This is a genomic window from Lichenihabitans sp. Uapishka_5 (assembly GCF_033947565.1).
GTDB lineage: Bacteria > Pseudomonadota > Alphaproteobacteria > Rhizobiales > Beijerinckiaceae > Lichenihabitans.
In genome coordinates, this window is the sequence record NZ_JARPVX010000031.1 from 1 (window position 1) to 23,922 (window position 23,922).

A 23,922-nucleotide genomic window follows, 5' to 3' on the forward strand; every position below is an offset into this window, starting at 1 on the left:
TTCATGCGTAAAACAAGAGAGCTGCGGCTGGCCTGCCGCAGGATGCTTGTGGTCTTCCGCCGCCGGCTGCTCGGGAGCGGCCTGAGCCATGACCCAAGGGCCCGGGGCCGTGGCCGCGAAGCCGGGGCCCGCGCCGATCAGCACCGGCACCATGGTACCGGCCAGCAGCAGCTCTCTTGTTTTACGCATGAAGTGCGGATCCTCCCGTGAACGGCCCCGAACCTGGGCTGTTCGGGCTGAACATGGGATGAAGGCGCGGTACGGCAAGCCGCACATCAGCCGGCCCGGTAAGTCCAGTCGATGAAAGCGTCGTCAAGCTCGGGCCCGGCGCCAGCCTCCCGCAAGGCATCGAGCGCCATGCGGCGATAGCGGCCGCGTTCGTCCGTGCGCTTCTGCCGAGCCGCCGTATTGGCCGGTTCCTTGACCAGCAATTGCAGCGGCGAACCGACCGCCGCCATCGTGACGGTGTCGCCCTCGAACGACGCATCGATCCAGCCGCCGACGGCCTTGATACGGGTTTCGATCATCGTGACATCCTTGCTTGATCGACGCCGGGCGGCGTCAGGGCGCAACCCGGCCGAGGGTCTGCCGGTTTGCGTCCTTGATGATGTATCCGGGACCGGATGCAAGGTCGTCCGCCAGCCGACCCAAGACGCAAGCTTCGATACCCGAAAGGCTCCCCGTGCCGCCATCCCCCGCCTATGCGCCCGCGACCCGCCATGCCGATCTCGGGGACGCCTTCTACGATGTGGTGGCCCCGGCCACCTTTCCGCAGCACGTCATCCGCTACCGCAACGATCGCGCGGCCCGCACGGTAGGCCTCGACACGCTTACGGACGTCGAATGGATCGCGCACTTCGGCCGCTTCGAGGCGCTGCCCGGTTCCTTTCCGGCGCCGCTGGCCTTGCGCTACCACGGCCATCAGTTCGGCAATTACAACCCTGAGCTCGGGGATGGTCGCGGGTTCTTGTTCGCGCAGCTGACGGACACCCGCGGCCGGCTGCTCGACCTCGGCACCAAGGGTAGCGGCCAGACGCCCTGGTCGCGCTTCGGCGACGGGCGCCTGACGTTGCGCGGCGGGGTACGGGAGGTGCTGGCCACCGAGCTGCTCGAGGCGCTCGGCACCGACACCTCGAAGAGCTTCAGCCTGATCGAGACCGGCGAAACGCTTGTTCGGCACGACGAGGCGCCGCCGATCCACGGCGCCGTGCTGACGCGCCTCAACCATTCCCACATCCGCATCGGTTCGTTCCAGCGGTTGCTTTATCTCGAGCAGCACGACGCCATCGGCCATTTAGTGGACCACGCGATCCGCACCACCATGCCCGAGCTGTGGCGCGACACGCCGAGCGAGCGGGCGCTCGCCTTCCTCCACCAGGTATGCCGCAACGTGGCCGAGCTCGGCGCCTCCTATATGGTGGCGGGCTTCGTGCACGGCGTGCTCAACACGGACAACATCAACGTCACGGGGGAAAGCTTCGATTACGGGCCCTGGCGGTTCCTGCCGCATTACGATCCGAACTTCACGGCCGCTTATTTCGACCAAACGCAACGCTACGCTTTTGCCAAACAGCCGAGCGTGTTGTTGTGGAACCTCACCCGGCTGGCCGAATGCCTGATGGGCCTCGCGTCCCAGGAGGACCTGCAGGCGGCGCTCGGCACCTATCGCGACGCGCTCGCGGCGGCATTTCGTGCGGCCACGCTACGGCGGCTCGGGCTTGCGTCCGGCACACCCGAACAGGACGAGGCCGTGACGGGCGCCCTGTGGGACTTCATGCACGCCAGTCAGGCGCCCTTCGAGCAGGTGTGGTTCGACCTTTACGGAGGCCGCGCCCGGTTGGGCCCGCGTCGCGCGAGCCCGATCGCCGAACACTACCGCGGCGACACCTTTGCGCCGCTCGAGGCCGCCATCGCGGCGCTGGAGCCCGCCGCCGGGTTGCGGCTCGACCATGCGTATTTCGCGCAGGAGCGGCCATGCACGATGTTGATCGAGGAGGTGGATGCCCTGTTGGACGGGATCGCCGGGCAGGACGCCTGGGGGCCGTTCGAGGCGAAGCTCAGGCAGGTCGATGCGGTGGCGGAGGCTTATGGCGTGCGGTGAGCCCCTGCCGGGCTCGTGCTTGCGCCTGTGGGATCCTCGATCCTATCTTAACAGGACGGATGGAGCCCGATGATGTTCACGACAAGCCTTCGCAAGGTCGGTGAGGCGGTCATGCTTACCGTGCCCCCTGCCTTGCTCGAAATCCTGCGTCTCACAGATGGGACACAGGTGGGATTGGTTGTCGAACATGGTCGCCTGATCGTCGAGCCACGATCCGGTCCTCGCTACACCATGGATGAACTCCTCGCAGCGTCCGACTACGAGCAGCCGCAAGCCGCTACCGAACGGGAGTGGGTCGACGCTCCTGCAGCGGGACGTGAGATCCTTTGACTCGAGGCGAGATCTGGATGGTCGACCTCGACCCGACCCAAGGCCGTGAACAGCGCGGGCATCGGCTGGTCGTGGTGGTCTCGCCAGACGCCTTCAACCGAGCGACGGGATTGCCGGTCGTGCTTCCCATCACCAACGGCGGAGATTTCGCGCGGCGTCTCGGCTTCGCGGTGCCGCTCGTCGGGACAAAGACGACGGGCATCGTGCGCTGCGATCAGCCGCGCGTCATCGACCTCGCGGCCTGCCGTGCGCGGATGATCGAGACGATGCCACAAGCGATCCTGGACGATGTGATGGCGCGCGTAGTGACGATCTTCGTCTGAGCAGATCGCTGCGTCACAAGCCCCGCAACGCCATGTCGTCCCGATGGATCATCTCGGCGCGGCCGGGTTGGCCCAGCACGGCTTCGATCTCGCGGGAGTTGTGGCCGCCGAGCTGCGCCGCGTGGGTGGAATCGTAGGCCACGAGGCCCCGGCCCACCTCGAGGCCGTCCGGATCGGCGATGCGGACGCAATCGCCGCGCGAAAACAGCCCGTCCACCCGCACGACGCCGGCCGGCAGCAGGCTGGCGCCGCCGCGCAACGCCTTCACGGCGCCCGCGTCCACCACCAGGGTGCCGCGCGGCTCGAGCGAGCCGGCGATCCAGATCTTGCGTGCCGTCACGGGCGTTTGCGGCGTCAGGAACCAGGTGCAGCGGCCGCCATCGCGGATGCGGGCGACCGGATGCGGCACCCGGCCGTCGGCGATCACCATGTGAGTGCCGCCCGCCGTGGCGATCTTGCCGGCCTCGACCTTTGTGCGCATGCCGCCGCGCGACAGCTCCGAGGCGGCGCCGCCCGCCATGGCCTCGACCGCGGCATCGATGCGCTCCACCACCGGGATCAGCGTGGCGGCCGGGTCGAGGTGCGGGGGCGCCGTGTAGAGCCCGTCGATGTCGGACAACAGGATCAGCAGGTCGGCGCTCGCCATGGTGGCGACCCGGGCCGCCAAGCGGTCGTTATCGCCGTAGCGGATCTCGCTCGTCGCCACCGTGTCGTTCTCGTTGATGATCGGCACGGCGCGCTGGGCCAACAGCCGGCCGAGTGTCGCGCGGGCATTGAGGTAGCGGCGGCGCTCTTCCGTGTCGCCGAGCGTCACCAGCACCTGGCCGGCCGTCATGCCGCGCGCCCCGAGCGCCTCGGCCCAAAGCCGCGACAAGGCGATCTGCCCGACCGCCGCGGCGGCCTGGCTGTCTTCGAGCTTCAGCGTGCCGGCGGGATAGCGCAGCACGGTGCGGCCGAGCGCGATGGCGCCCGACGACACCACCATGACATCGGCGCCGTCCCGGTGCAGCGCCGCGACGTCGTCGCAGAGCGCCTCGAGCCACGCGCGCTTGGCCTCGCCGGCGGCGCGGTCGACAAGCAACGAGGAGCCGACCTTGATGACGATGCGGCGGAAGGTGGCGAGGGCGGGAACCATGTCCTGCCCATAGGACGGGACGGCGCCGCAATCAACGGCGCGGCCTGTCGATCCGCGAGGTCGGTCAGGCTTCCGCCGCCCGTGCGATTTCGCCCGTGGGGTGGCGCAAGCCCTGATTCGATGTCGCGACGACGCGGTTCCGACCCAGGTTCTTGGCCTGGTAAAGCCGGTCGTCCGCGAGGGACAGCGTCGCCTGGGGGTCGCTGGCCTCGGTGTGGCAGGCAATGCCGATGCTGGTCGTCACCTTCAGCTTCGGATGGTGCCGTTGCCAGGCATAGGTGGCGATCTGGATCCGCAGCGCCTCGCACAGCCGCACGGCCGCGGCCCGATCCGTTTCGGGCATCACAAGCACGAATTCTTCGCCGCCCAGGCGCGCCGCCGTGACGTTGGTCGAGCCGCAGCCTGCCAGAAAGGCGCCGACCTGCCGCAACACGGCGTCGCCGACCATGTGCGAGAAGCGGTCGTTGATCAGCTTGAAGCGATCGAGGTCCAGCAGCGCCAACGCATAAGATTGGCCGTCGAGTTCGGCCAGGGTCTTGTCGAGGGCACGACGATTGGCGAGGCCGGTCAAGGCATCCGAGCGCGAGGTCAATACCAGCGACGCCACCTTGGCTTCGGCGGCATCCGCCTTTTCGCGAAGGCGGTGCGTCTCGTAGCGGATGCCGGTCAGGCGCGCATGGCGCTGGGCATTCTCATTGGCCAGCATCTGGTAATGGTCGAAGAACCGCTTGAAGGAGACCAGAGCCTTTTTGTGTGCGCCGGCCTTTTCATGCACCGTCGAGAGGCTCCTGAGGCTTTGCATGCACGCCTCGATGTCGCCGGCCTGCTCGGCAAGGCGCAGCGATTCCTCGCAAAGCGGCCGTGCTTCGCCGGCCCGGCCCGCCACGATCAGCGTTTCCGCGCGGATCGACAGGTAATGCGTGCGCGAGCGCCGCAGCGGCGTCCATGGGATGGTGTCGCAAAGGGCCAACTGCGCCAGCGCCTCGTCGATCCGCCGGGCGGCGCAAAGGTATTCGGCCGCGTTGCAGAGCGCCAGGTGGTGGCACCAATGGTCGCCGCACGCCGCCGCGCCCGCCAAAGCCTGCGCATTGATGTCGATCGCAATCGCAAAGGCCCGCGCCGCGTCTGCGCTCCGCTGCGCCGCCGTGGCCCGATACCCGATGGCTGCGTGCACGCCCGCAAGGTTGATGCGCCACCACGCCGTCGCCAAAGGATCAGGTGCCTGCGTCGCGAGCCTGACGGCCTCCTCGCAATACGGGATGGCCTGGTCGATCTGGCGGCAGCACCATAGCACCACGCCGAGGACGTTGGTGACGAAGCCGCGAATGCTCGGGTGGCTGGCCTCCGTCAACAGGGACAGCGCGGCGCGTGATTCCTCGGAGGCTTCCTCGGTCAGGCCGGCTTCGACCAGCAGCCAGGCTTCCATGGAGGTGGCGGCGGCTTCGCCATCCGTCCGGCCGAGGGCTTTGAAAAGGCGTTTCGCCGTGGCGGCCTGTTCCAGGCCAGCCTCGATCTGGCCGCCGGACTGGAATGAGAACCACGCCAGCTGAAGAACCGCGCATCCTTCGCCTTCCTGGTCGCCGGCCATGCGGCACTCCGCAGTGAGCGCCAGCATGTCCGCTTGCGCAACCGCGACGGCGCCGCGTGTCCCGGTCCGCCAGATGCGGGCCAGCCTCGGGGCGGAGGTGCGTGGGTAAAGGACTTGGAACACGATGCGCGATCCGGCTCAATCGCGACTGTGTAACGGCCCAACGATGAACAAGCTGGGTTGCGCACGCCTCCGGGACACCGGATCGAGCGAATAAATTTTTCCGAGCGGCCTGAGACCTTTCAGGTGCCGGGGTGCGGCCGCCCGAGGATCCAGCCTTCCCAGGCCAGCCGGTCTGCCGACAGGCCGTCCGGCAGCGCCGCGCGCCGGCGCTCCGCCACCGCGATCATGTCGAGGACGCCCAGCAGGGCATCGAAGGCGTCCTCGCCGGTTGGAGCATCACCGAAGCCCTCGAAGAGAACCTGTCGGCATGCCGCGAGATCGATGCCGGCGCCCGCCGCCCAGGCCATGATGGCGGCGGCCCGCGCCTGGCGGTCGGATCGACGCCGCTTGCTGGCGCGGTTCCCGAAGGCGGCACCCGTGCGGGCATAGGCATCGGCCGGGTAGGTTTCGGCCAGCACCAGCGCGCCAGCGCGTGCCAGCTGTTCGAGCGGGCCGTCATAGGGCCACAGCGCGGCACCGGCCGCGCGGGCCGGCACCACGACCTCGCGCCAACCCGCAATGGCCGCACGGCCGACCTGATTGGCGCCCAGCGTCCAGAACACCGGGCAGGCCTGACGGAAGCCCGGGCCGCCGCCGCGCTCGCACACGCGCAGCAGGTCGGTCGCCGTTTCAAGCCCCAGACCTGTCACCAGCATGCCACGCCGAACGCCCGCCCGCGCCTCGCGAGGAAAGAAGGGGCGACGCAGGCTTACCTCGGAGGGGTCCGACGCGATCTGCAAGGCATCCTCCCAGCCCGGGGCTGAACCAAAGACCGCGAGGGCATCGCGAAATCCCGTGAGGCCCGTCTGCCGCCCATAGGCGAACGGCAGGCCGAGGGGAAAGTCGAAGCCCGCCAGGACGGGGCCAACGGCGCGGGCGGCCAGGAGCGCCGCCGTGAAACCTGGGGCGTCGCGCACCGGGCGGGGTGCCGCCACCTGCCATCCGCCAGCGCGCCGGCTGGCCCAGGCGCACCATCGCTTGGCCGGCGACACGCTCCAGTCGGCGTGAACCATCACCTGGAACATGGGGGCGCCCGCCAGGGCCCTCGCGGACGGCTTGCGTCCACGGCAGCATCTGCCTTACGGCTCGCCGGGGACTGGGCCGCATGGCGCCGCCGGGCCCCTTGTGGCGCGACCGGCATGACACACCCCCTCGAATTCGGCCTCGACACCTTTGGCGACGTGACGCGCCGCGAAGACGGCACGCTTCTGCCGCACGCGCAGGTCATCCGCAACCTCGTCGATGAAGCCGTGCTGGCCGAGGCGGTCGGCCTCGACAGTTTTGGGGTCGGCGAACATCATCGCGGCGACTTCGCGGTGTCGGCCCCCGAGGTCGTGCTGGCCGGCATCGCCACGCGGACGCGCCGCATCCGCCTCGGCTCCGCCGTCACGGTGTTGAGTTCGGACGATCCGATCCGGGTCTTTCAGCGCTTTTCCACCCTGGACGCCTTGTCGGGCGGCCGGGCCGAGGTGATCCTCGGCCGCGGCTCCTTCACCGAATCGTTTCCGCTGTTCGGGCTTGACCTGCAGCATTACGAGATGCTGTTCAGCGACAAGCTCGACCTGTTCGCGGCGCTGCGCCAGGGCGGCCCCGTGACCTGGGCCGGGCAGACCCGGCCGCCGCTCGAGGCCCAGGCGGTGTTCCCACCGGTCGAGCACGGCTTGCTGCGCACCTGGATCGGCGTCGGCGGCAGCCCCGAATCCGTGGTGCGGGCAGCACGCTACGACCTGCCGTTGACGCTCGCGATCATCGGCGGCGACCCGGTTCGCTTCCGCCCTTATGCCGACCTTTACCGGCGCGCCTTCGCCCAGCTGGGTCGCCCGGTGCAGCCCATCGCGGTGCATTCGCCCGGCTATGTGGCCGACACCGACGCGCAGGCGGCGGCGGAGTTCTTCGCCGACTACAAGGCGATGCGAGACCACATCGGCGCCGAACGCGGCTGGCCGCCGATGGCGCGGGCCGAGTTCGACGATGAGGTACAGCACGGCTCCCTGTATCTCGGATCGCCCGAAACGGTGGCCCGCAAGATCGCCGCCACCGCAAAGGCGCTCGGCCTGTCGCGCTTCGCCCTGAAATACAGCGCCGGACCGCTGCCGCATGAAAAGCTGATGCGCTGCATCGAGCTTTACGGGCGGGTGGTGATGCCGATGGTGCGGGAAATGCTGGGGTGAGGCTCATGCCGCATGGCTGACGCCGTGGTGCCGGGCCTTCCCCAGGTGCGGTTCATGGCGTAAGGCCGCGCGACGCGTCCCGAGACTTCGACACCCATGATCCGCTTAGAGAAAATCGGCAAGCAGAACGGCAACCAGATCGTCTTCATCGAGGCCTCGGCTTCGTTGCTGCGTGGCGAGAAGGTGGGGCTCGTCGGCCCGAACGGGGCCGGCAAGACGACCATGTTCCGGCTCATCACCGGGCAGGAGCAGCCCGACGAGGGGCAGGTGGCGGCCGACCGCGGCATCACGATCGGTTATTTCAGCCAGGACGTCGGCGAGATGGCCGGCAAGAGCGCGGTCGCCGAGGTGATGGATGGCTGCGGCCCGGTCAGCGAAGTCGCGGCCGAGCTGCGCGAGCTCGAGGCCGCCCTGGCCGACCCTGACCGGGCCGACGAGATGGAGGCGATCATCGCCCGCTTTGGCGAGGTGCAGGGTCGCTTCGAGGAACTCGACGGCTATGCGCTCGAGGGCCGCGCCCGCGAAGTGCTGGCCGGCTTGAGCTTCACGCCCGAAATGATGGACGGCGACGTGGGCGCCTTGTCGGGCGGCTGGAAGATGCGCGTCGCGCTCGGACGCATCCTGCTGATGCGGCCCGATGCCATGCTGCTCGACGAGCCGTCGAACCATCTCGACTTGGAAAGCCTAATCTGGCTCGAAGGCTTCCTGAAGGGCTACGAGGGCGCCTTGTTCATGACCTCGCACGACCGCGAGTTCATGAACCGCATCGTCACCAAGATCATCGAGATCGATGGCGGGGCGCTGACGACCTATTCGGGCGATTATGCCTTCTACGAGGGCCAGCGGGCCTTGAACGAGAAGCACCAGCAGGCGCAGTTCGAGCGTCAGCAGGCGATGCTGGCCAAGGAGATCAAGTTCATCGAGCGCTTCAAGGCGCGCGCCTCGCATGCGGCCCAGGTGCAGAGCCGGGTCAAGAAGCTCGACAAGATCGAGCGTGTCGAGCCGCCGAAGCGCCGGCAAAGCGTCGCCTTCGACTTTCCCCCGGCGCCGCGCTCGGGCGACGACGTGGTCAGCCTGAAACAGGTCCACAAGGGCTACGGCAGCCGCCGCATCTATGAGAATTTCGACCTGACGATCGCGCGTCGCGAGCGCTGGTGCGTGATGGGCGTCAACGGCGCCGGCAAGTCGACGCTGTTGAAGCTCGTGGCCGGCACCACGGCGCCGGACCAGGGCACGGTGGCGCTCGGCGGCAGCGTCAAGATGGGCTATTTCGCCCAGCACGCCATGGACCTGCTCGAGGGCGAGGACACCGTGTTCCGCTCGCTCGAGGCCTCGTTCCCGCAGGCCGGGCAGGGCTCGCTGCGGGCGCTTGCGGGCTGCTTCGGGTTTTCGGGCGACGACGTCGAGAAGCGCTGCCGGGTGCTGTCGGGCGGCGAAAAGGCGCGGCTCGTGATGGCCAAGATGCTGTACGACCCGCCGAACTTCCTGGTGCTGGACGAGCCCACCAACCATCTCGACATGGGCACCAAGGAAATGCTGATCGCGGCGCTGGCGGCCTATGAGGGCACCATGCTGTTCGTATCGCACGACCGCCACTTCCTTGGGGCGCTGTCGAACCGTGTGCTCGAGGTGACGCCCGATGGCGTGCACGCTTACGGCGGTGGCTATACCGAATATGTGGCCCGCACCGGCCAGGAAGCGCCGGGCCTGCGGAGCTGATCGGGCGCCGCGACGCCGCGAAGGCTCAGCGGCGCGGCGCCGCCTCGGCGGGCCGCGACAAGGCGCGGCGGTGCACCACCGCCATGCCGAACACCACCATCGCAAAGGCTTGGTGGGCCAGGGCCGCGGCAAACGGCACCACCCACACCAGCGTCACGATGCCGATGGCGGCCTGGCACAACACCAGCCCGGCCAGCGACAGGGCGCGTCGCGCCGCCCGGGTGCCGGGCGCGATGCGCCGTGCCGCGAGCCCATAGGCCAGCGCCACCGCGAACAGCACATAGGCCAGCATGCGATGGTCGAACTGCACCGTCGTGGCGTTTTCGAACAGGTTGCGCCAGGCGGGCTGCAGGAACAGCAGGCTGTGGACCGGCGGCACGAGGCCTCCTTCGATCAGCGGCCAGGTGTTGTCGAGGTAGCCGGCCCGGAGACCCGCCACGAGAGCGCCGAGGCCGATCTGCCCCAGCACCAGGGCAACGATCAGCGTGGCGCCTGAGCGCAGCCGCCGTGTCGCACCGCCCAGCTGTTCGACCGGACGGCGGCTGAGGCCCTGGGCCAGCCAGATCGTATAGCCGAGCGTGACCGTGGCGAGCAGCAGATGGGTGGCCAGCCGGTATTGCGACACCTCGGTGCGGTCGACGAGGCCGGACTTCACCATCCACCAGCCAACGGCGCCCTGCAGGCCGACGAGCGCCAGAAGGCCGATCGCCTGACGTTTCAGCCGGCTCGTCAGCCGCCCGCGCCACCAGAACCAGGCGAGCGGCGCCGCAATGACGAGCCCGAGCGCCCGCCCGATCAGGCGATGGCTCCATTCCCAGAAGAAGATGGTCTTGAAATCGCCGAGCGTCATGTCGGGGTGCAGCGCAAATTGCGGAATGGCCCGATAGGCCGCGAATTTGGCTTCCCAGGCGGCTGCACTGAGCGGCGGCAGGGCGCCGAACAGCGGCTCCCATTCGGTGATCGACAGGCCCGATTCTGTCAGCCGCGTGGCGCCGCCAACCAACACCATGAGGAAGATGGTTGCCGCGACGCTCCACAACCAAGCCTGCACCGGCCCGGTGCGGCGGGTCATGGGAAAGGCAAGCACGGTGGCGCCCGGCATCGGCCGGGCCAAGACCGGAGACCTTTGTTCGATGGACATGGGGCCGATCCGAAAGGCGTTTCCGTGGGAGGATGATCCTGGTTTACTGGGAGACGGGGCGCGGCGCCACCGGCCAGCGGTCGCAGGGGGCAGGGCGGCATGCCCCGAGGAGGAGGCGGGAGATGCGGCGCAGGATACGCAAGCTCATCGGAGCCGTGCTGATGCTGGCCTTCGTGGGCCTTTATGCGGCCGTGGCCATGCTGGTGGCGCAGACGGACCACATCCGCCATGCGCCGGCGCTGCCGCAGGCCTTGTTCTTCCTGGTGGTGGGCCTCGCCTGGGTGCTGCCCCTGATGCCACTGATCCGCTGGATGGAGCGGCCCGACATTGAGGCCGCGACGCCCCGGCGCTGATCAGGTCCGACGCGCCACGCGGTCGCGCAGGGCGAACGGGGCGCCCGACAGCAGGATGTCGAGCACGGCCGGGTCGGGCCACACGCCATTGACCGACAGGCGCGGCAGCGCCGTCGGTCGTGCGGCGTCGCGCGACCGCAGGATGCCGGGCCGGGTCGTCACGGCGGTCGTGAAGCCGAGCGCGGCCGCTAAGTGGAACTCCCGCTCACCCGCGGCCGCGCTGCCGCCGTAGGGATAGGCCAGGTGCTCGACCGGTCGGCCGAGGCGCTCCGCAAGGGTGGTGCGCGCGGTCTCCAACTCCCGCCGCAGCGCGGCCGGGTCGAGCGCCGCGAGGCACGGGTGGGTCACGGTGTGGCAGCCGATCGTGGCCAGCGGGTGGGCGGCCAACCGTGCGAGGCCGTCCCAGTCGAGGCAAAGGCGGTCCACCAGGGCGCGTCCCGCCGCAGCCGAACAGCCCAGCCGCTCGAGCGTGGTTGCCACGACGGCGGGCGGCGCCGCGCGCAGCCTCCGGGCCAGGATCGCAAAGGCGCGTCGCTTGTCGGGAAGGCGGTTCGTCGGCCAGGCCGTTTCCGCGCCGTCGAGCCCGGGGCGCAGGCTGTCGGCGACAGTGATCGCGGCCTCGAGCTCCAGCCACCAGAGCCGCGCCGAGCGGTCGGCAAAGCCCGTGGTGACAAAGGTCGTGAAGGGCGCGGCATGGCGCTCCAGCACCGGCAGCGCCTCCGTGAGCGTGTCGCGATAGCCGTCGTCGAAGCTCAGAGCCGCGACCCGCTCGCGCGACCCGGAGGCGAGATGCGGCAGCACGGCATTGAGCGGCACGAGGCGGATGCGGTCGCGCCGCAGCCGGTGCAGCACCGCATCGAGCTGCGCGGGCGTGATGGCCAGACCGCGGTTCGGCGCAAAGGCGGCCGGGGTGGCAGGCCGCACATGGTGGAACGCCAGGATGGCGCCGCGCCCGCGCGTCCACGGTGCCATGGCCCGGTGCAGCCCCGTCACCCGGAAGGTCGCCAGCCCGGCGCCTATCAGCCATTGCCGGATCTCGGCCATCCTTGCCCGTTCCTGCTCGCGTTTCCTCCGCATTGCGACAACAGGGCGTTGAGATTTCGTTGCTAGGACAGCGCCATCGCAGCGAGCCTCCGCCCATGCCGGCCAGCGTTCTTGTTCAAGCCGAAGCCGTCGTGGCAACGCCGCGTCGCTTCGATACGGTGCGGCTTCACCGCAGCCTCGCGGCGTCCCAGGCCGATTGGGACGCCATGCTGGCCGTGGCGCCGGCCACGGCCTACCAGACCCCGGCCTGGGTGGCGCCCTGGTGCGACAGCCTGGGCGGTGCCCTGGAGCCGCTGATCGTGGTGGCGGCCGATGATCGTGGCCCGGTGGCGCTGCTGCCGCTCGGGCTGCGGCGGCGCGGCGGCCTGACGACGGCCTGTTTCCTCGGCGGCCAGGACAGCAATCTTGGCCTCGGCCTGTTCGACCCGGCGCTCGATTGGGATGCGCCGCTTGTGCGACGCCTGCTCGGCGAGGCGGCCCGCCGCGGCGGCATCGACCTGTTCTGGCTGGCCCACCAGCCTTGGGTGTTCGCCGACCGACCCAACCCCCTCGCCCTCCTGCCCGCGGTGCCGAGCCCCAGCCAGCAGCACGAGGCCCGGCTCGGCGGCACCCCCGAGGCGGTGCTGGCCCGCCTGCTGTCGAGCAAGGCCCGCAAGCACATCCGGCAAAAGGAAGCCAAGCTCGCGGCGCTCGGCAGCCTGCGTCACGCCGTGGCCGAGGACCCCGCCATGGCGGCCCGCATCGCGGCCGCCCTGCTGGCGCAGCGGCAGGTCCGCTTCGGCGCCACCGGGCGGGAAGGGGCGCTGCAACGTTTCTTCGAGCGGGCGGCCGGCCCGGGCCCCCAGGGCCGACCCGGCGTGGAACTGCATGCGCTGATGTGCGGCGACGCCCTCGTGGCGGCCTTTGCGGGCACCGAACATGCGGGGCGCTTTTCGGGCATGACCGTGTCCTTCGCGCCCGAGGCCGAATGGGCGCGCTTCAGCCCCGGCGAATTGTTGATCGCCCGAATCGTGGCGGCGAAATGCCGGAAGGGCCTCGCTTGGTTCGACCTCGGCATCGGCGAGGCGCGCTACAAGGAAAGCTTCTGTCCGACCGGCGTGCCGTTGTTCGACACGGTGGTCGGCATGACGCCGCGCGGCCGGGTCGCGGCCTGGGGCCTTGCGGCATGGCTTTCGCTCAAGCGCCGCATAAAGCAGACGCCGCGCCTGTGGGCACTGGTGGAGGCCGGACGGGCGCGCTGGCGCGCCGCCTTAGGCGGCTTCACCCCGCGCCAGTGACAAGGGCGCCGATACGTCGAGCCCGAAGCTCGGCAACGCATCCTCCTGGCCGAGTGCCGCGAGGCGGCGGTCGCGCTCGGCGGCCGCCACGATGCCGTCGCTCGCCAGCACCAGCGCATCCGCATGGTCGGCCGCGACCGCCCGGGCGGCAGGCTCGGAGGGGGCGAGGCCGCTGACCAGGACATGGTCGTAGGTTTCGGCTAAGGCGTCGAGCACATTGGCCATGCCCTCGAGGTCGTCGGCGACGATCTGCGGCCGATGGCCGGGCGCGATGCGATGGAGGCGCGACTCGGGATCGCGGTGGATCACCTCCGCGAAGGAGGCCTGCCCGTCGAGCAGTTCCGCGAAGCCGGTGCGCGGCAGGCCCTGCGAAGCTCCCGCGAGGTCGATCGCGATCACCCGGGCGTCGCGCGCCAGCGCCCGTCCGAGCCGCACCGCTGCGGCGTCGGTGCCGACCCCCTCGTCGATCACCAGCACCCGCAGGGCCTGGCCGGGGGTCTTCAGCGCCGCGAGGCCCGCCACGACCTCATCCAGCGTGTCGAACGTCGATGCGGTCGTGGCGGCCGGGACGGGGCTGGCCGCGACGGCTTCCCGCACCGGGTCGAAGCTCGGCTTCAGGACGAAAGCATCGGTTTCGGCCAAGGGCACGATCCCGGCACCGATGACGATCGGCAGGCCGACCGGGCTCGGCTCCGCCCGGAAGGCGCGGCCCGACAGCAGCTCGCGGGCGATCAGCAGGCCGAGCGACAGCACGAGGCCGGCGATCGTCATGATGGCGATGATCGGCAGCTTCTTGGGAAAGCTCGGCAGTTGCGGCGCCACCGCGCGGGAGATGATGCGGGCGTCGGCCGGATTGGCGCCGACGTTCTCGCGCGCCAGGGCTTCCTGGTATTTGGCCGTGTTGAATTCGAGCTGGTCCTTCAGCAGCTTGGCCGTGAGGTCGAGCTCGCTCAGCTTCACCTGGTCGGGGCCGGTGGCCCCGATGGCGTCCTTCTGGCCGTTGATGACGGTCGTCAGGTTCTCGACCCGGCCCTCGGCGATGCGGGCATCGCTGTCGAGCCCACGCACCACCTTCTCGGCCGCTCCCTTGATCTGGCCGTCGAGGTCGCGCAGCTGCGCCGTCAGCTCCTGCATGCGCGGATGGCCGGGCAGCAGCGTGCGGGATTGAAGCGCCACTTCGGCCTGGATGGCGGCCCGCTGTTCGGACAGTTTTCGGATCAGGTCGTTGTTAGAGACGTCCGGCACTTCAGCCAGACGGCCCGCCTTCACCATGTCGCGGATGAGCTTCGCCTTGGCCTGGGCTTCGGCCTCGCTCGAGCGGGCCTGGCTCAGCTGGGTCGTCATGTCGGTGAGTTGCTGCGACGAGATCGAAGCGTTGTTGGTGCCGAGCAGCAGGCCCGACTGGCTGCGGAACGCCTGGGCCTTGGCGTCGGCCTCGGCGGCCCGCAATCTGAGGTCGGCCACGAGGCCATGCAGCGACTCGGCGGCCTGGTGGGCGGCATCGCGCTTGGCGGCCGATTGCACGTCGAGATAAAGGCTCGCCACAGTATTAGCGGCCCGGGCCGCGAGGTCGGGGTCCTTGGCTTCGAATTCGATGCTCAGCACGCGCGACTTGGTCACCGGATACACGGTCAGCCGCTCGGAGAAGGCCGGCAGGATGCGCTCTTCAGGCGGCGTCGCGAGCGGATCGCGGGTCAGCCCGAGCAGCACGGTCAGGCGGGTGAGCGGGCCAAGCCCGTCGGCCACGGGATCGAATTCGGCGTTGCCCTTGAGGTCGAGCGCCCGGATGGCCTGGCGAGCGAGATCGCGCGAGCCAACGAGCTGCACCTGGCTCTGCACCGCCTCGTCGTCGGGCGGCGTTTGTTGCTGGGTGTCGGCGGCGCCGAGGCGGTTGTAATAGGCTTCCTGGCTGCCGATCAGCACCTTGGTCTCAGCCGTGTAGCGGGGCGACGTAAGGTTGACCGCGACGGCGCTGACCGCAAAGGCCGCGAGGGCGGGGCCGATCAGCCAGCGCTTCTGCGTCTTCAGCCGGCGCGCCAGATAGGATACGTCGAGGTCGCGACGCGGCAGGGCGTCGCTGGACGGCGTCTCGTCGTGTTGGTGCTCGTTGCCCATGCCTGGCGTCCCCTTGGCACGATCGGCGCCCCCGTGCCGGGACGCGAATCACCGGCGACGCCGCATGGGCCACCGGATGCCGAGGCGCAGTAAAGATCGGTTAGGGTTGAAGCTCGGTTAAGATTTCGCCGATCCGGTACGCTCCGGCATCGCGCAAAGCCGGTCGGCCAGCGCCATGAAGTCGGACACCACCCAGTCGGGCTGGGGGACGCCCACACAGGGCAGAACGGCATTGCCGGGGCGCAGCACCAGCGCGGCTTGGCAGCCGAGCCGCTTCGCGCCGATCGTATCCCAAATATGCGCGGCCACGAGGCACAAGGCGTGGAGCGGGACTGCGAGCGCGTCGGCCACCAACCGATAGGTTTCGGGCGCCGGCTTGAAGCGCCGCACGGCATCGACGCTGAATTGCTGCTCGAACAGGTCCGCGATCCCGGCGCGCTCGAGGGGGCTGCCGGACGGCTCCGGTGCCGAATTGGTCAGGGTGACGAGCCGAAAACCTGCGGCCCGCAGGCGCGACAGCCCCGGACGCACATCCGGGTGGGCCGGCAAGGCCGCCGTGGCGTGACGCAGCGCCTCGGCGTCGTCATCGGTGATGGGGACCCCATGGGCGTCTCCCAACATACGCAGAATGCCGCCTCCGAGGGTCGAGAGCGGCACATAGCTGCCTGCCAGGGTCAGCGATTGCGAATGGAGGATCAGCTGGGCGTACCATTCGCGCATGGCGTCCGGCCGCCCGAAGAGGCGCAGGAACAAGGGTTCCAACGCGCGGATGTCCAGCACGGTCTCGTTGACGTCGAAGACGAGGATCTCGGGACGGTGGGTCGACATGGCGGATCTCCAGGTAAGGGAGATCGGGCGGCAACTGCCGGCCTCAAGTCCCTCGCGTGCGACCCGCCAGCGCCAGCACGATGGCGGCGGCGCGGCCGCTCGGCATTTCGCCGGCTTCGAGCCGCATCAGCCCGGCCAGTTTGGCGAAGGCAGCCACTTGCGCGGCGCGAACCTCGCCCTCACCGAGGAGCGGCGCAAGGGCTGCGGCGAGGCGTTCGGGCGTGCAATCGTGCTGGATGAATTCCGGCACGGCATTGTGGCCCAGGATCAGGTTGGGCAGCACGATGGAGGGCACCTTGATGACGTATTTCAGCCAGGTCTCGAACGGCGCCACCCGATAAGCCACCACGGTGGGCACGCCCGCAAGCGCCAGTTCGAGCGTCACGGTGCCGGACGCCGCGAGCGCCACGCGTGCTTCGCGGAACGCGCTCAGCTTCGCTGCCTCGCCCTCGACGATGCGAGGCTGCACGGGCCAGCGCGCCACATGGCTGCGGATCTCGTCGATCAGGTGCGGCACGGCCGGCAGCACGGGCTCGAAGGCGTGGCCCTCCTTGGCCAGCAGCCCCAGCGCGGCGCCGAAATCGGCCGACAAGCGGCGGATCTCGGACCGGCGGGAGCCGGGCAGCACCAGCACCACCGGTCCCGGTCCGGCACGGCGGGCCTGTTCGGCCCCATCTGGGCGCAACTCGTCGAGCCGCTCGATCAAGGGATGGCCCACATAGGTGCAGGCCGGGCCGCCGAGGCGGCGGTGGGCCTCGGGCTCGAAGGGCAGCAGCGCCAGCACATGGTCTGTATAAGCGCGCATGCGCTTGGCGCGACCCTGGCGCCAAGCCCAGACCGAGGGGCTGACGTAATCGATGATGGGAAGCTTCGGCCGCGCACGGCGCACCAGCTTGGCGACCCGGTGGGTGAAATCGGGGCTGTCGATGATGACGAGCGCATCCGGCTCGGCGGCGATCACGGCCGATGCCGCGGCCCGGATGCGCCGCAACAGGGTCGGCAGCTTGCGGATCACCGGCGCGAACCCCATCACGGCGATGTCGGCCAGGGGGAAATGCGAATGCAGGCCCTCGGCCTCCATGCGTTCGCCACCGACGCCGACGAAATCGACCGGCACCGGTGCCGCGGCCCGCAGCGCCTGCATCAGCTTGAAGCCGAGCTGATCGCCCGAATGCTCGCCGGCGATCAGCGCGATGCGCAAGCCGTAGCGGCTCAATCGGTGTCCCGGGGCGTGCAGATGGCGCGGTCGCCGCCTTCGCGGATGAAGCCGATGATCTCCTGCACCTCGGCCTGGTCGGCGAAGCTGTCGGCCACGTCGGCGACGCGCTCCTTCAGGGTGCCTTCGGGGGCGAAGAGCGAGCGGTAGGCGCGGCGCAGCTCGTGGATCTGCTCGCGCGAGAAGCCACGCCGTTTCAGCCCGACGATGTTCAGCCCGGCCAGATAGGCCCGGTTGCCGAGCGCCATCCCGTAGGGGATCACATCGTACTCGACGGCCGCCACACCGCCCACGAAGGCATGGCGACCGATCCGCACGAACTGGTGCACGGCAGCGCCGCCGCCCATGATGACATGGTCGCCCACCCGGCAATGGCCGGCCACCATCACGGCATTGGAGAAGATCACGTGGTTGCCGACCTGGCAGTCATGCGCCACATGGGCGTTGGCCAGAAACGTGCCGTGATGGCCCACCTGCGTGGTGCCGCCGCCCTGGACGGTGCCGGGGTTCATGGTGACGCCTTCGCGGATCAGGCAATCGGTGCCGATCGTCAGGGTCGTCGGCTCGCCCCGGTATTTGAGGTCCTGCGGCTCGTGGCCGATCGACGCGAAGGGGAAGATGCGGGTGCGGGCGCCCACGCTGGTGCGGCCGGCCACAGCCACATGGGACAACAGCGTCACGCCGTCGCCGAGCTCCACCTCCGCGCCGACGCTGCAGAAGGGGCCGACGCTGACGCCCGTGCCCAGGCGGGCGCCGGGCTCCACCACGGCCAGCGGGTGGATGCGGGTTTCGCGGGGCCCGGCTTCGTCGGGATCAAGCATCGGCGTCGTTCATCACCAGCATGGCGCTGATCTCGGCCTCGCATACGACGACGCCGTCGACCTTGGCCTCGCCCTTGTACCACCACATGGTGCGGCGCTTGTTGATGCGGGTCAGGTGGTATTCCACCGTGTCGCCCGGCACCACGGGCTTGCGGAACTTCGCCTTGTCTATCGTCATGAAGTAGACGAGCTTCGGCTTGGCGACGCCTTGGGCCCGGACGCAGATGGCGCCCGCCGTTTGGGCCATGCCCTCGATCAGCAGCACGCCCGGCATCACGGGCGCGCCCGGGAAGTGCCCCTGGAACTGCGGCTCGTTGAAGGTCACCTGCTTGATGCCGACGCAGGACAGATCGTCCTGGATGTCGCGGATGCGATCCACCATCAGGAACGGGTAGCGGTGCGGCAGGCTTGCCAGCAGCGCCAGGATGTCCATCGTCGCGAGGCTCCCGCCGTCCGTCGTGGTGGTGGGAGACAAGGTCGACGCGGTCATTTCATCCTCGTTATTCGATCATCGCGGGTTGCGGCCCGCATCGCATGGCGCGGCCCGGAAGGGAAGCCTCAGGCGTCGCGCTTGTCCCGCTTCACCAGGCGTCGGATGAAGGCTTCCTGCTTGAACAGGTCACGCACCGGCTGGGCGGGCGCGCCGGCCCAGCGCTGGCCGGCCGGCACATCCGAGATGAGGCCCGCCTGGGCGCCCACCTGAGCGCCGGTGCCGATGTGCAGGTGGCCCGTGATGCCGGCCTGACCGCCCGTCGCCACATAGTCGCCAAGCGTCGTCGATCCCGAGATGCCGGTCTGGGACACGATCACGCAATGGCGGCCGATCACCACGTTGTGGGCGATCTGCACCAGATTGTCGATCTTGGTGCCTTCGCCGATCACCGTGTCGCGGACGGAACCGCGGTCGATGGTGGTGTTGGCGCCGATCTCAACATCGTCCTGGATGATGACGCGGCCGATCTGCGCCACCTTGGCATGGCCACCCGGACCCATCGCGAACCCGAAACCATCCTGGCCGAGCCGCACGCCGGCATGCACAATGACGCGATTGCCGATCAGGCTGTGGACCACGGTCGCGTGCGGGCCGATCGAACAATCGCGACCGATCTTCACGCCGGGCCCGATCACCGCATTGGCGCCGATCACGGTGCCGCTGCCGATTTCGACGCCGGGACCCACGACGGCGCCGGGGTCCACCGTCACGTCGGCCTCGAGGCGCGCGTCGGAATGGATCAAGGCGCTCGGCGAGCGCCCGACGGTGCCGAAAACCGACATCGGCCGCACGGCCGCGGGATAAAAGCGGCTGAGCACGGTCGCGAAAGCCCGATAGGGCTCGGCGCAAACGAGCGCCACGGTGGTGGATGGCAGCTTGTCGGCGAAACGCCGCGTCACCAGGCAGGCGCCGGCCCCCGTGGCCGACAACGTGCCGGCGTAGCGGGCGTTATCCAGGAACGCCAGGGCGCGCGGCCCGGCATCGGCAATCGGGCCGACCGCATCGATGGGGCGACCGAGGTCGGCTTCGGCCGGGGCCTCGGCGCCCGTCCAGGCTACGATCGTGGCGAGGTCCACGGGATCGGGCTGCCGGAAGAAGAACGTCTGCGAGGTCATGCGACCTTATAGGAAGGCTGGCTCCCGCACGCCAGCCCGTCGAACGCGAAAGGCCTCCCCGGGTGGGGAGGCCTCCAGCATGACCCTTCCGGAGAGGGTTTAGAACTTCGTGCCGCCCGAGAAGCGGAAGGCCTGCGTCACGTCGTACTTATCCTTGCTGAGCGCATAAGCGTAGTCGAAGCGCAGCGGGCCGAGCGGCGAGTTCCAGATCAGCGACGCACCGACCGACGACCGGATGGCGCTCGAGTCCCGCACGTCGACGCAGGTGCCCTGGGTATAGAGTGGCGACGTATTAGACGCGGTGCAGGTGCCGTTCGACGAGAAGTTCGTCTTACCGTTGTAGCCGAACAGCGAGCCCATATCGGCGAAGACCGCACCCTTCAGGCCGAGGTCGCGCGGCAGTCCATAAAGCGGGAACTGCGATTCGACCGAGGCGCCGTAATAATGCGAGCCACCGAGCGGGTTGTACTTGTAGTTGGCGAGATCGCTGATATCGCGCGGCCCGATCCCACCCGGTGCGAAACCACGCACCAGCGTCGGTCCAAGCTGGAATTCGTCGGCGATACGCAGCTGCTTCTCGTCGCCGAAGCCTTCGATCGAGCCACCCTGGAGGTGAACGATGCCGACGATGTCGTCATAGATCGGGTGGAAGTAGCGCAGGTCACCCGACGAGCGGAAGAACTGCGAGTCGCCGCCAAGGCCCGCCACGTCGTTGCGGAGCTCCACCAGGAGGCCGCTTGTCGGGGCACTCAGGTTATCGAGGGTGTTGTAGTTCAGGTTGACGCCGACCAGCGACGTGAGGGTATCGCCGACCGACTCCTTGATGGCCACCGAGGCTTCGCCGTTGGTCAAGCAGTTGTTGGTGGCCGACAGCGAGTTGATCAGGGTGCCGTAGCCCGGCGTCGTCCCGTTGATGGGGTTCGTACAGTCGTTATAGGGTTCGCCCGACTTGTTCGGGATCGAGATCCTAGTGTTGTAGAGCGAGTAATGCGGCGACACCGAGAACTCGTCCGTCACCGGGATGCCGAGGCGGAGCGTGCCGCCCGTCACGAAGGTCGAGTAATAGGAATAGCTGTTGTTGTCGTTTTCCTTGGCGAAGAGGTCGACGCCGCCGGCGATGCGGGTGTCGAGCAAGTAGGGCTCGGTAAACGACAGGTCGACGCCGCGCGAATACTGACCCTCGGAGGCGGCGATGCGAACATAGTCGCCGCGGCCCAGGAAGTTCGTTTCCGTCACCGCCACCTCGGCGATGAAGCCATCGGTGGTCGAGTAGCCGCCCGAGATCGAGAACGAACCGGTGGGCTGGTCTTCGAGGTCGACGTTGATGACCACGCGGTCAGGCGCGCTGCCGGGCTCGTTGGTGATGCGTACCTTCTTGAAGAAGCCGAGCGCGTTCAGGCGGCGCTCCGCCCGGTCGATCAGCACCTTGTTGTAGGGGTCGCCTTCGCCGACGTCGAACTCACGACGGATGACGTAGTCGCGGGTGCGGGTGTTGCCGCGGATGTTGATGCGCTCGATGTAGACCCGCGGACCTTCGTCGATGACATATTGAATCGACACGCTGTGGTTGGCGGCATCGCGATCACCGCGCGGGCGGACCTGCGCGAAGGCGTAGCCGAGGCGGCCCGTTTCGCGGGTCAACACGTCCACGGTCTTTTCGACGTCGTCGCCGTTGTAGACGTCACCGACCTCGGTCCGCAGGAAGCCGCTCAGCCGGTCGTTGCCGACGCCGCGCAGGCGAGAATCGACGCTGACGGCGGCGACCTTGTATTGCTGGCCTTCTTCGATCGCGATGGCGACGTTGTAGCCCTTGTCCTCCGGGTTGAACTTCACATCGGTGTTGATGATGCGGAAGTCGGCATAACCGTTGCGGAGGTAGAAGCGGCGGATCAGTTCTTCGTCGGTGGCGATCTTGTCCGGATCGTAGACGTCGGAGGTCTTGAAGAACGAGATGTAGTTCATCTCGGTGGTCTGCATCAGGCCGCGCAGCTTGCGCGACGAGAAGGCCTGGTTGCCGGTGAACTCGATGGACTTGACGCCGGTCTTGCTGCCCTCGTCGACCGTGAACACGACGTCGACCTTGCCGTTCGGCAGGTCGACGACGCGGTAGGTGGCGGTCGCGTCGGCGCGGCCACCGCGGCGGTAGACTTCCTGGATGCGGCCGATATCGGCCTGAGCCACAGCCGTGTCGAAGGCGCCGCGCGACTTCGACTGCACCTCGACGGTGAGCTGCTCGCTCTTGACCTTGCTGTTGCCCTCGAAGGCCACCCGATTGATGACGGTGTTCTCGGCCACCCGGACGACGAGCCCGCCCGGGCCCTGGCGCGTGGTGACGCTCGAGAACATCCCTGTGTCTTTCAGCGCCTTGACGCCGTCGGCGGTGCTGCCGGTGAAGTAGGATTGGATCGTGGCAGTGTCGACGCGGGAGTTACCCTCGACCGTGATGGCTTCGGCCGAAGCGAAACCAGCAGATCCGATCCATGCCGTGCAGCAGATCAGAAAAACCGCAACTCGATGCAATACGCCGCGAGGAAGTTGCATGTACGACCAGTCCCATCCTTCTCGGAGCGGTTTGTCCGCTCCCACTCACTGGCCCGTGGGCGGTGATTGTTCATGGGCGTCGAGGCACTCTTCGACAGCCCACCATCACTCTTGAGGCAAGAAGGCTTCTAGCCGGTTTACGAAATCCGGCCTATGGGCATTTTCCGGTTCACCCTGGTAAAGTTCCATCACGTGACCGCGACGCCACTGAATCGTGGCTTCCACGCGGTTCAGCCATGAACCAGCCGCAAAACATCGTTGAATGTGGCGAAAATCATCAAGCTCGACACAATCGCAAGGCCGAACCGGAAGCCGATCTCCTGGGCCCGCTCGCTCATCGGGCGACCGCGTGCGGCTTCCACCAGATAGTACATCAGGTGGCCGCCATCGAGCAGCGGGACCGGCAGCAGGTTCACGAAGCCGATCGATACCGACAAGAACGCCGCGAGGTTGATCAGCGCTCCCAGTCCAAGCTTCGCCACCTCGCCCGACACTTCGGCAATGCGGATCGGCCCGGAAATCTGCGAGGCGGTTTCGCGGCCGACGAACAGGCCGCCGATATAGCTTAACGTGCGGTCGACCACGAACCATGTTTCGCTCGTCGCAGCCTTCAGGGCTCCGCCGGCCGTATAGGTTTCGGTCTTCCAATCTTCCGGCTTGCCGGTGGCCGTCAGTCCAAGCACTCCCACCCGCGAACTGCCGAAGGGGCCGCTCACGTCCTTGCGTTCCGGGGTGGCGGTCAGCGTCAGGTCGGTGGTGCCGCGCTGCACCTCGAAGCGGAGCGGGATGTCGCCCGAAGCGCTCACCACCTTCTGCATGTCGGTGAAGCTGTTGATCGGCGTGCCGTCGATGCCGAGCACAACGTCGCCGGGCTGGAAACCGGCGCGGGCGGCGGGGCTGTTCGGCACCACGGTCTCGATCCTGGGGATCAGGATCGGCCGGCCCGACACATAAAAGCTGCCCGAGAAGATCGCGATCGCCAGGATAAAGTTGGCGATAGGGCCAGCCGCCACGATGGCGGCCCGCTTCCACACGGGCTGCGCCGCGAAGGTGACGGCGCGCTCGGCCGGCGCCATGCCGGACAGGTCCTGGCTGGCCGGGACGCTCGCCGCATTGGCGTCGCCATGGAACTTGACGTAGCCGCCGAGCGGCACCGCGGCGATGCGCCACCGGGTGCCATGCCGGTCGTTGAAGCCCGCCAACTCCTTGCCGAAGCCGAGGGAAAAGACATCGACCTTCACGCCGCACCAGCGCCCGACCAGGAAGTGCCCCATCTCGTGGAAGAACACCACGATGGTGAGAACGAACAGGAAGGGCACCACGTAGCCGAAGAGCGCCCCGATGTGGCCGATGATCATGCACAGACTCCCGACGCGCGCGCGCCCTTGACGGGCGTCGCCGCGCTTGGGGCGCCGCGCCTCATGGTTTCCCGTTCCTTAACAATGCGGT

General features: G+C 68.6%; 22 protein-coding genes. 7 read left to right on the plus strand and 15 right to left on the minus strand.

Annotated elements, in window-relative coordinates; all coding sequences use genetic code 11:
* Nucleotides 1–189: hypothetical protein (locus tag P7D22_RS12470; RefSeq protein WP_319934566.1), on the minus strand; the 189-nt coding region annotated here is incomplete at its 3' end.
* Nucleotides 190–275: 86 nt separating this feature from the next.
* Nucleotides 276–527, minus strand: a complete 252-nt coding sequence (locus P7D22_RS12475) for a hypothetical protein (RefSeq protein WP_319934567.1) — start codon at nucleotides 525–527, stop codon at nucleotides 276–278.
* Nucleotides 528–682: 155 nt separating this feature from the next.
* Between P7D22_RS12475 and P7D22_RS12480 the strand changes: the two genes are divergently transcribed.
* From P7D22_RS12480 to P7D22_RS12490, 3 genes are all read left to right on the plus strand, one after another.
* Complete coding sequence (locus P7D22_RS12480) at nucleotides 683–2,101, plus strand: protein adenylyltransferase SelO family protein (RefSeq protein ID WP_319934568.1); 1,419 nt, start codon at nucleotides 683–685, stop codon at nucleotides 2,099–2,101.
* A 69-nt stretch (nucleotides 2,102–2,170) separates the two neighbouring features.
* Nucleotides 2,171–2,431 carry an AbrB/MazE/SpoVT family DNA-binding domain-containing protein gene (locus tag P7D22_RS12485; protein ID WP_442916079.1) on the plus strand — a complete coding sequence of 87 codons (261 nt, stop codon included), beginning with the start codon at nucleotides 2,171–2,173 and terminating at the stop codon, nucleotides 2,429–2,431.
* Complete coding sequence (locus P7D22_RS12490) at nucleotides 2,428–2,754, plus strand: type II toxin-antitoxin system PemK/MazF family toxin (RefSeq protein WP_319934569.1); 327 nt, start codon at nucleotides 2,428–2,430, stop codon at nucleotides 2,752–2,754. The genes P7D22_RS12485 and P7D22_RS12490 overlap by 4 nt, the downstream gene beginning before the upstream one ends.
* Before the next feature lie 13 nt (nucleotides 2,755–2,767).
* On the opposite strand, the gene proB is transcribed toward P7D22_RS12490, so the two are convergent.
* The 3 genes from proB to P7D22_RS12505 form a co-directional block, all read right to left on the minus strand.
* A complete protein-coding gene (proB, locus tag P7D22_RS12495) occupies nucleotides 2,768–3,889 on the minus strand; it encodes a glutamate 5-kinase (protein WP_319934570.1) in 1,122 nt (373 codons plus the stop codon).
* A 64-nt stretch (nucleotides 3,890–3,953) separates the two neighbouring features.
* The gene (locus tag P7D22_RS12500) at nucleotides 3,954–5,600 is read right to left on the minus strand and encodes a GGDEF domain-containing protein (RefSeq protein ID WP_319934571.1); all 1,647 of its coding nucleotides are present in this window, start codon (nucleotides 5,598–5,600) and stop codon (nucleotides 3,954–3,956) included.
* 119 nt (nucleotides 5,601–5,719) lie between these two features.
* The gene (locus tag P7D22_RS12505) at nucleotides 5,720–6,664 is read right to left on the minus strand and encodes a DUF429 domain-containing protein (RefSeq protein ID WP_319934572.1); all 945 of its coding nucleotides are present in this window, start codon (nucleotides 6,662–6,664) and stop codon (nucleotides 5,720–5,722) included.
* Between the two features lie 114 nt (nucleotides 6,665–6,778).
* On the opposite strand from P7D22_RS12505, the gene P7D22_RS12510 reads away from it, so the two are divergent.
* Nucleotides 6,779–7,810 carry an LLM class flavin-dependent oxidoreductase gene (locus tag P7D22_RS12510; RefSeq protein ID WP_319934573.1) on the plus strand — a complete coding sequence of 344 codons (1,032 nt, stop codon included), beginning with the start codon at nucleotides 6,779–6,781 and terminating at the stop codon, nucleotides 7,808–7,810.
* A gap of 96 nt (nucleotides 7,811–7,906) precedes the next feature.
* Nucleotides 7,907–9,529: an ABC-F family ATP-binding cassette domain-containing protein gene (locus P7D22_RS12515; protein ID WP_319934574.1), complete on the plus strand. Its 1,623-nt coding sequence runs from the start codon at nucleotides 7,907–7,909 to the stop codon at nucleotides 9,527–9,529.
* Between the two features lie 25 nt (nucleotides 9,530–9,554).
* Here the strand turns inward: P7D22_RS12515 and P7D22_RS12520 are convergent, their stop codons facing one another.
* A complete protein-coding gene (locus tag P7D22_RS12520) occupies nucleotides 9,555–10,670 on the minus strand; it encodes a COX15/CtaA family protein (RefSeq protein ID WP_319934575.1) in 1,116 nt (371 codons plus the stop codon).
* A 122-nt stretch (nucleotides 10,671–10,792) separates the two neighbouring features.
* Between P7D22_RS12520 and P7D22_RS12525 the strand changes: the two genes are divergently transcribed.
* Entirely contained in the window at nucleotides 10,793–11,023 is a 231-nt protein-coding gene (locus P7D22_RS12525) for a DUF2842 domain-containing protein (protein WP_319934576.1), read from the plus strand.
* Here P7D22_RS12525 and P7D22_RS12530 read toward each other — a convergent pair whose 3' ends face one another.
* On the minus strand, nucleotides 11,024–12,067 hold the full coding sequence (locus P7D22_RS12530; RefSeq protein ID WP_319934577.1) for a polysaccharide deacetylase family protein: 1,044 nt from the start codon (nucleotides 12,065–12,067) through the stop codon (nucleotides 11,024–11,026). It lies immediately after the preceding gene.
* Nucleotides 12,068–12,162: 95 nt separating this feature from the next.
* Here P7D22_RS12530 and P7D22_RS12535 point away from each other — a divergent pair, with 95 nt between their 5' ends.
* On the plus strand, nucleotides 12,163–13,344 hold the full coding sequence (locus P7D22_RS12535; protein ID WP_319934578.1) for a GNAT family N-acetyltransferase: 1,182 nt from the start codon (nucleotides 12,163–12,165) through the stop codon (nucleotides 13,342–13,344).
* Here the strand turns inward: P7D22_RS12535 and P7D22_RS12540 are convergent.
* The 8 genes from P7D22_RS12540 to rseP form a co-directional block, all read right to left on the minus strand.
* Nucleotides 13,318–15,459 carry a GumC family protein gene (locus tag P7D22_RS12540; RefSeq protein WP_319934579.1) on the minus strand — a complete coding sequence of 714 codons (2,142 nt, stop codon included), beginning with the start codon at nucleotides 15,457–15,459 and terminating at the stop codon, nucleotides 13,318–13,320. The two genes, P7D22_RS12535 and P7D22_RS12540, sit on opposite strands and share 27 nt — an antisense overlap.
* 117 nt (nucleotides 15,460–15,576) lie before the next feature.
* Nucleotides 15,577–16,287, minus strand: a complete 711-nt coding sequence (locus P7D22_RS12545; protein WP_319934580.1) for a haloacid dehalogenase type II — start codon at nucleotides 16,285–16,287, stop codon at nucleotides 15,577–15,579.
* 43 nt (nucleotides 16,288–16,330) lie between these two features.
* Entirely contained in the window at nucleotides 16,331–17,503 is a 1,173-nt protein-coding gene (gene lpxB / locus P7D22_RS12550; RefSeq protein WP_319934581.1) for a lipid-A-disaccharide synthase, read from the minus strand.
* Nucleotides 17,500–18,324: an acyl-ACP--UDP-N-acetylglucosamine O-acyltransferase gene (lpxA, locus tag P7D22_RS12555; protein ID WP_319934582.1), complete on the minus strand. Its 825-nt coding sequence runs from the start codon at nucleotides 18,322–18,324 to the stop codon at nucleotides 17,500–17,502. The genes lpxB and lpxA overlap by 4 nt, the downstream gene beginning before the upstream one ends.
* The gene (gene fabZ, locus P7D22_RS12560; RefSeq protein WP_319934583.1) at nucleotides 18,317–18,814 is read right to left on the minus strand and encodes a 3-hydroxyacyl-ACP dehydratase FabZ; all 498 of its coding nucleotides are present in this window, start codon (nucleotides 18,812–18,814) and stop codon (nucleotides 18,317–18,319) included. Before fabZ ends, lpxA begins: the two co-directional genes overlap by 8 nt.
* A gap of 68 nt (nucleotides 18,815–18,882) precedes the next feature.
* On the minus strand, nucleotides 18,883–19,932 hold the full coding sequence (gene lpxD, locus P7D22_RS12565; RefSeq protein WP_319934584.1) for a UDP-3-O-(3-hydroxymyristoyl)glucosamine N-acyltransferase: 1,050 nt from the start codon (nucleotides 19,930–19,932) through the stop codon (nucleotides 18,883–18,885).
* 99 nt (nucleotides 19,933–20,031) lie between these two features.
* Complete coding sequence (gene bamA / locus P7D22_RS12570) at nucleotides 20,032–22,473, minus strand: outer membrane protein assembly factor BamA (RefSeq protein WP_319934585.1); 2,442 nt, start codon at nucleotides 22,471–22,473, stop codon at nucleotides 20,032–20,034.
* Nucleotides 22,474–22,703: 230 nt separating this feature from the next.
* Nucleotides 22,704–23,831: an RIP metalloprotease RseP gene (gene rseP, locus P7D22_RS12575; RefSeq protein WP_319934586.1), complete on the minus strand. Its 1,128-nt coding sequence runs from the start codon at nucleotides 23,829–23,831 to the stop codon at nucleotides 22,704–22,706.
* Between the last annotated feature and the right edge of the window lie 91 nt (nucleotides 23,832–23,922).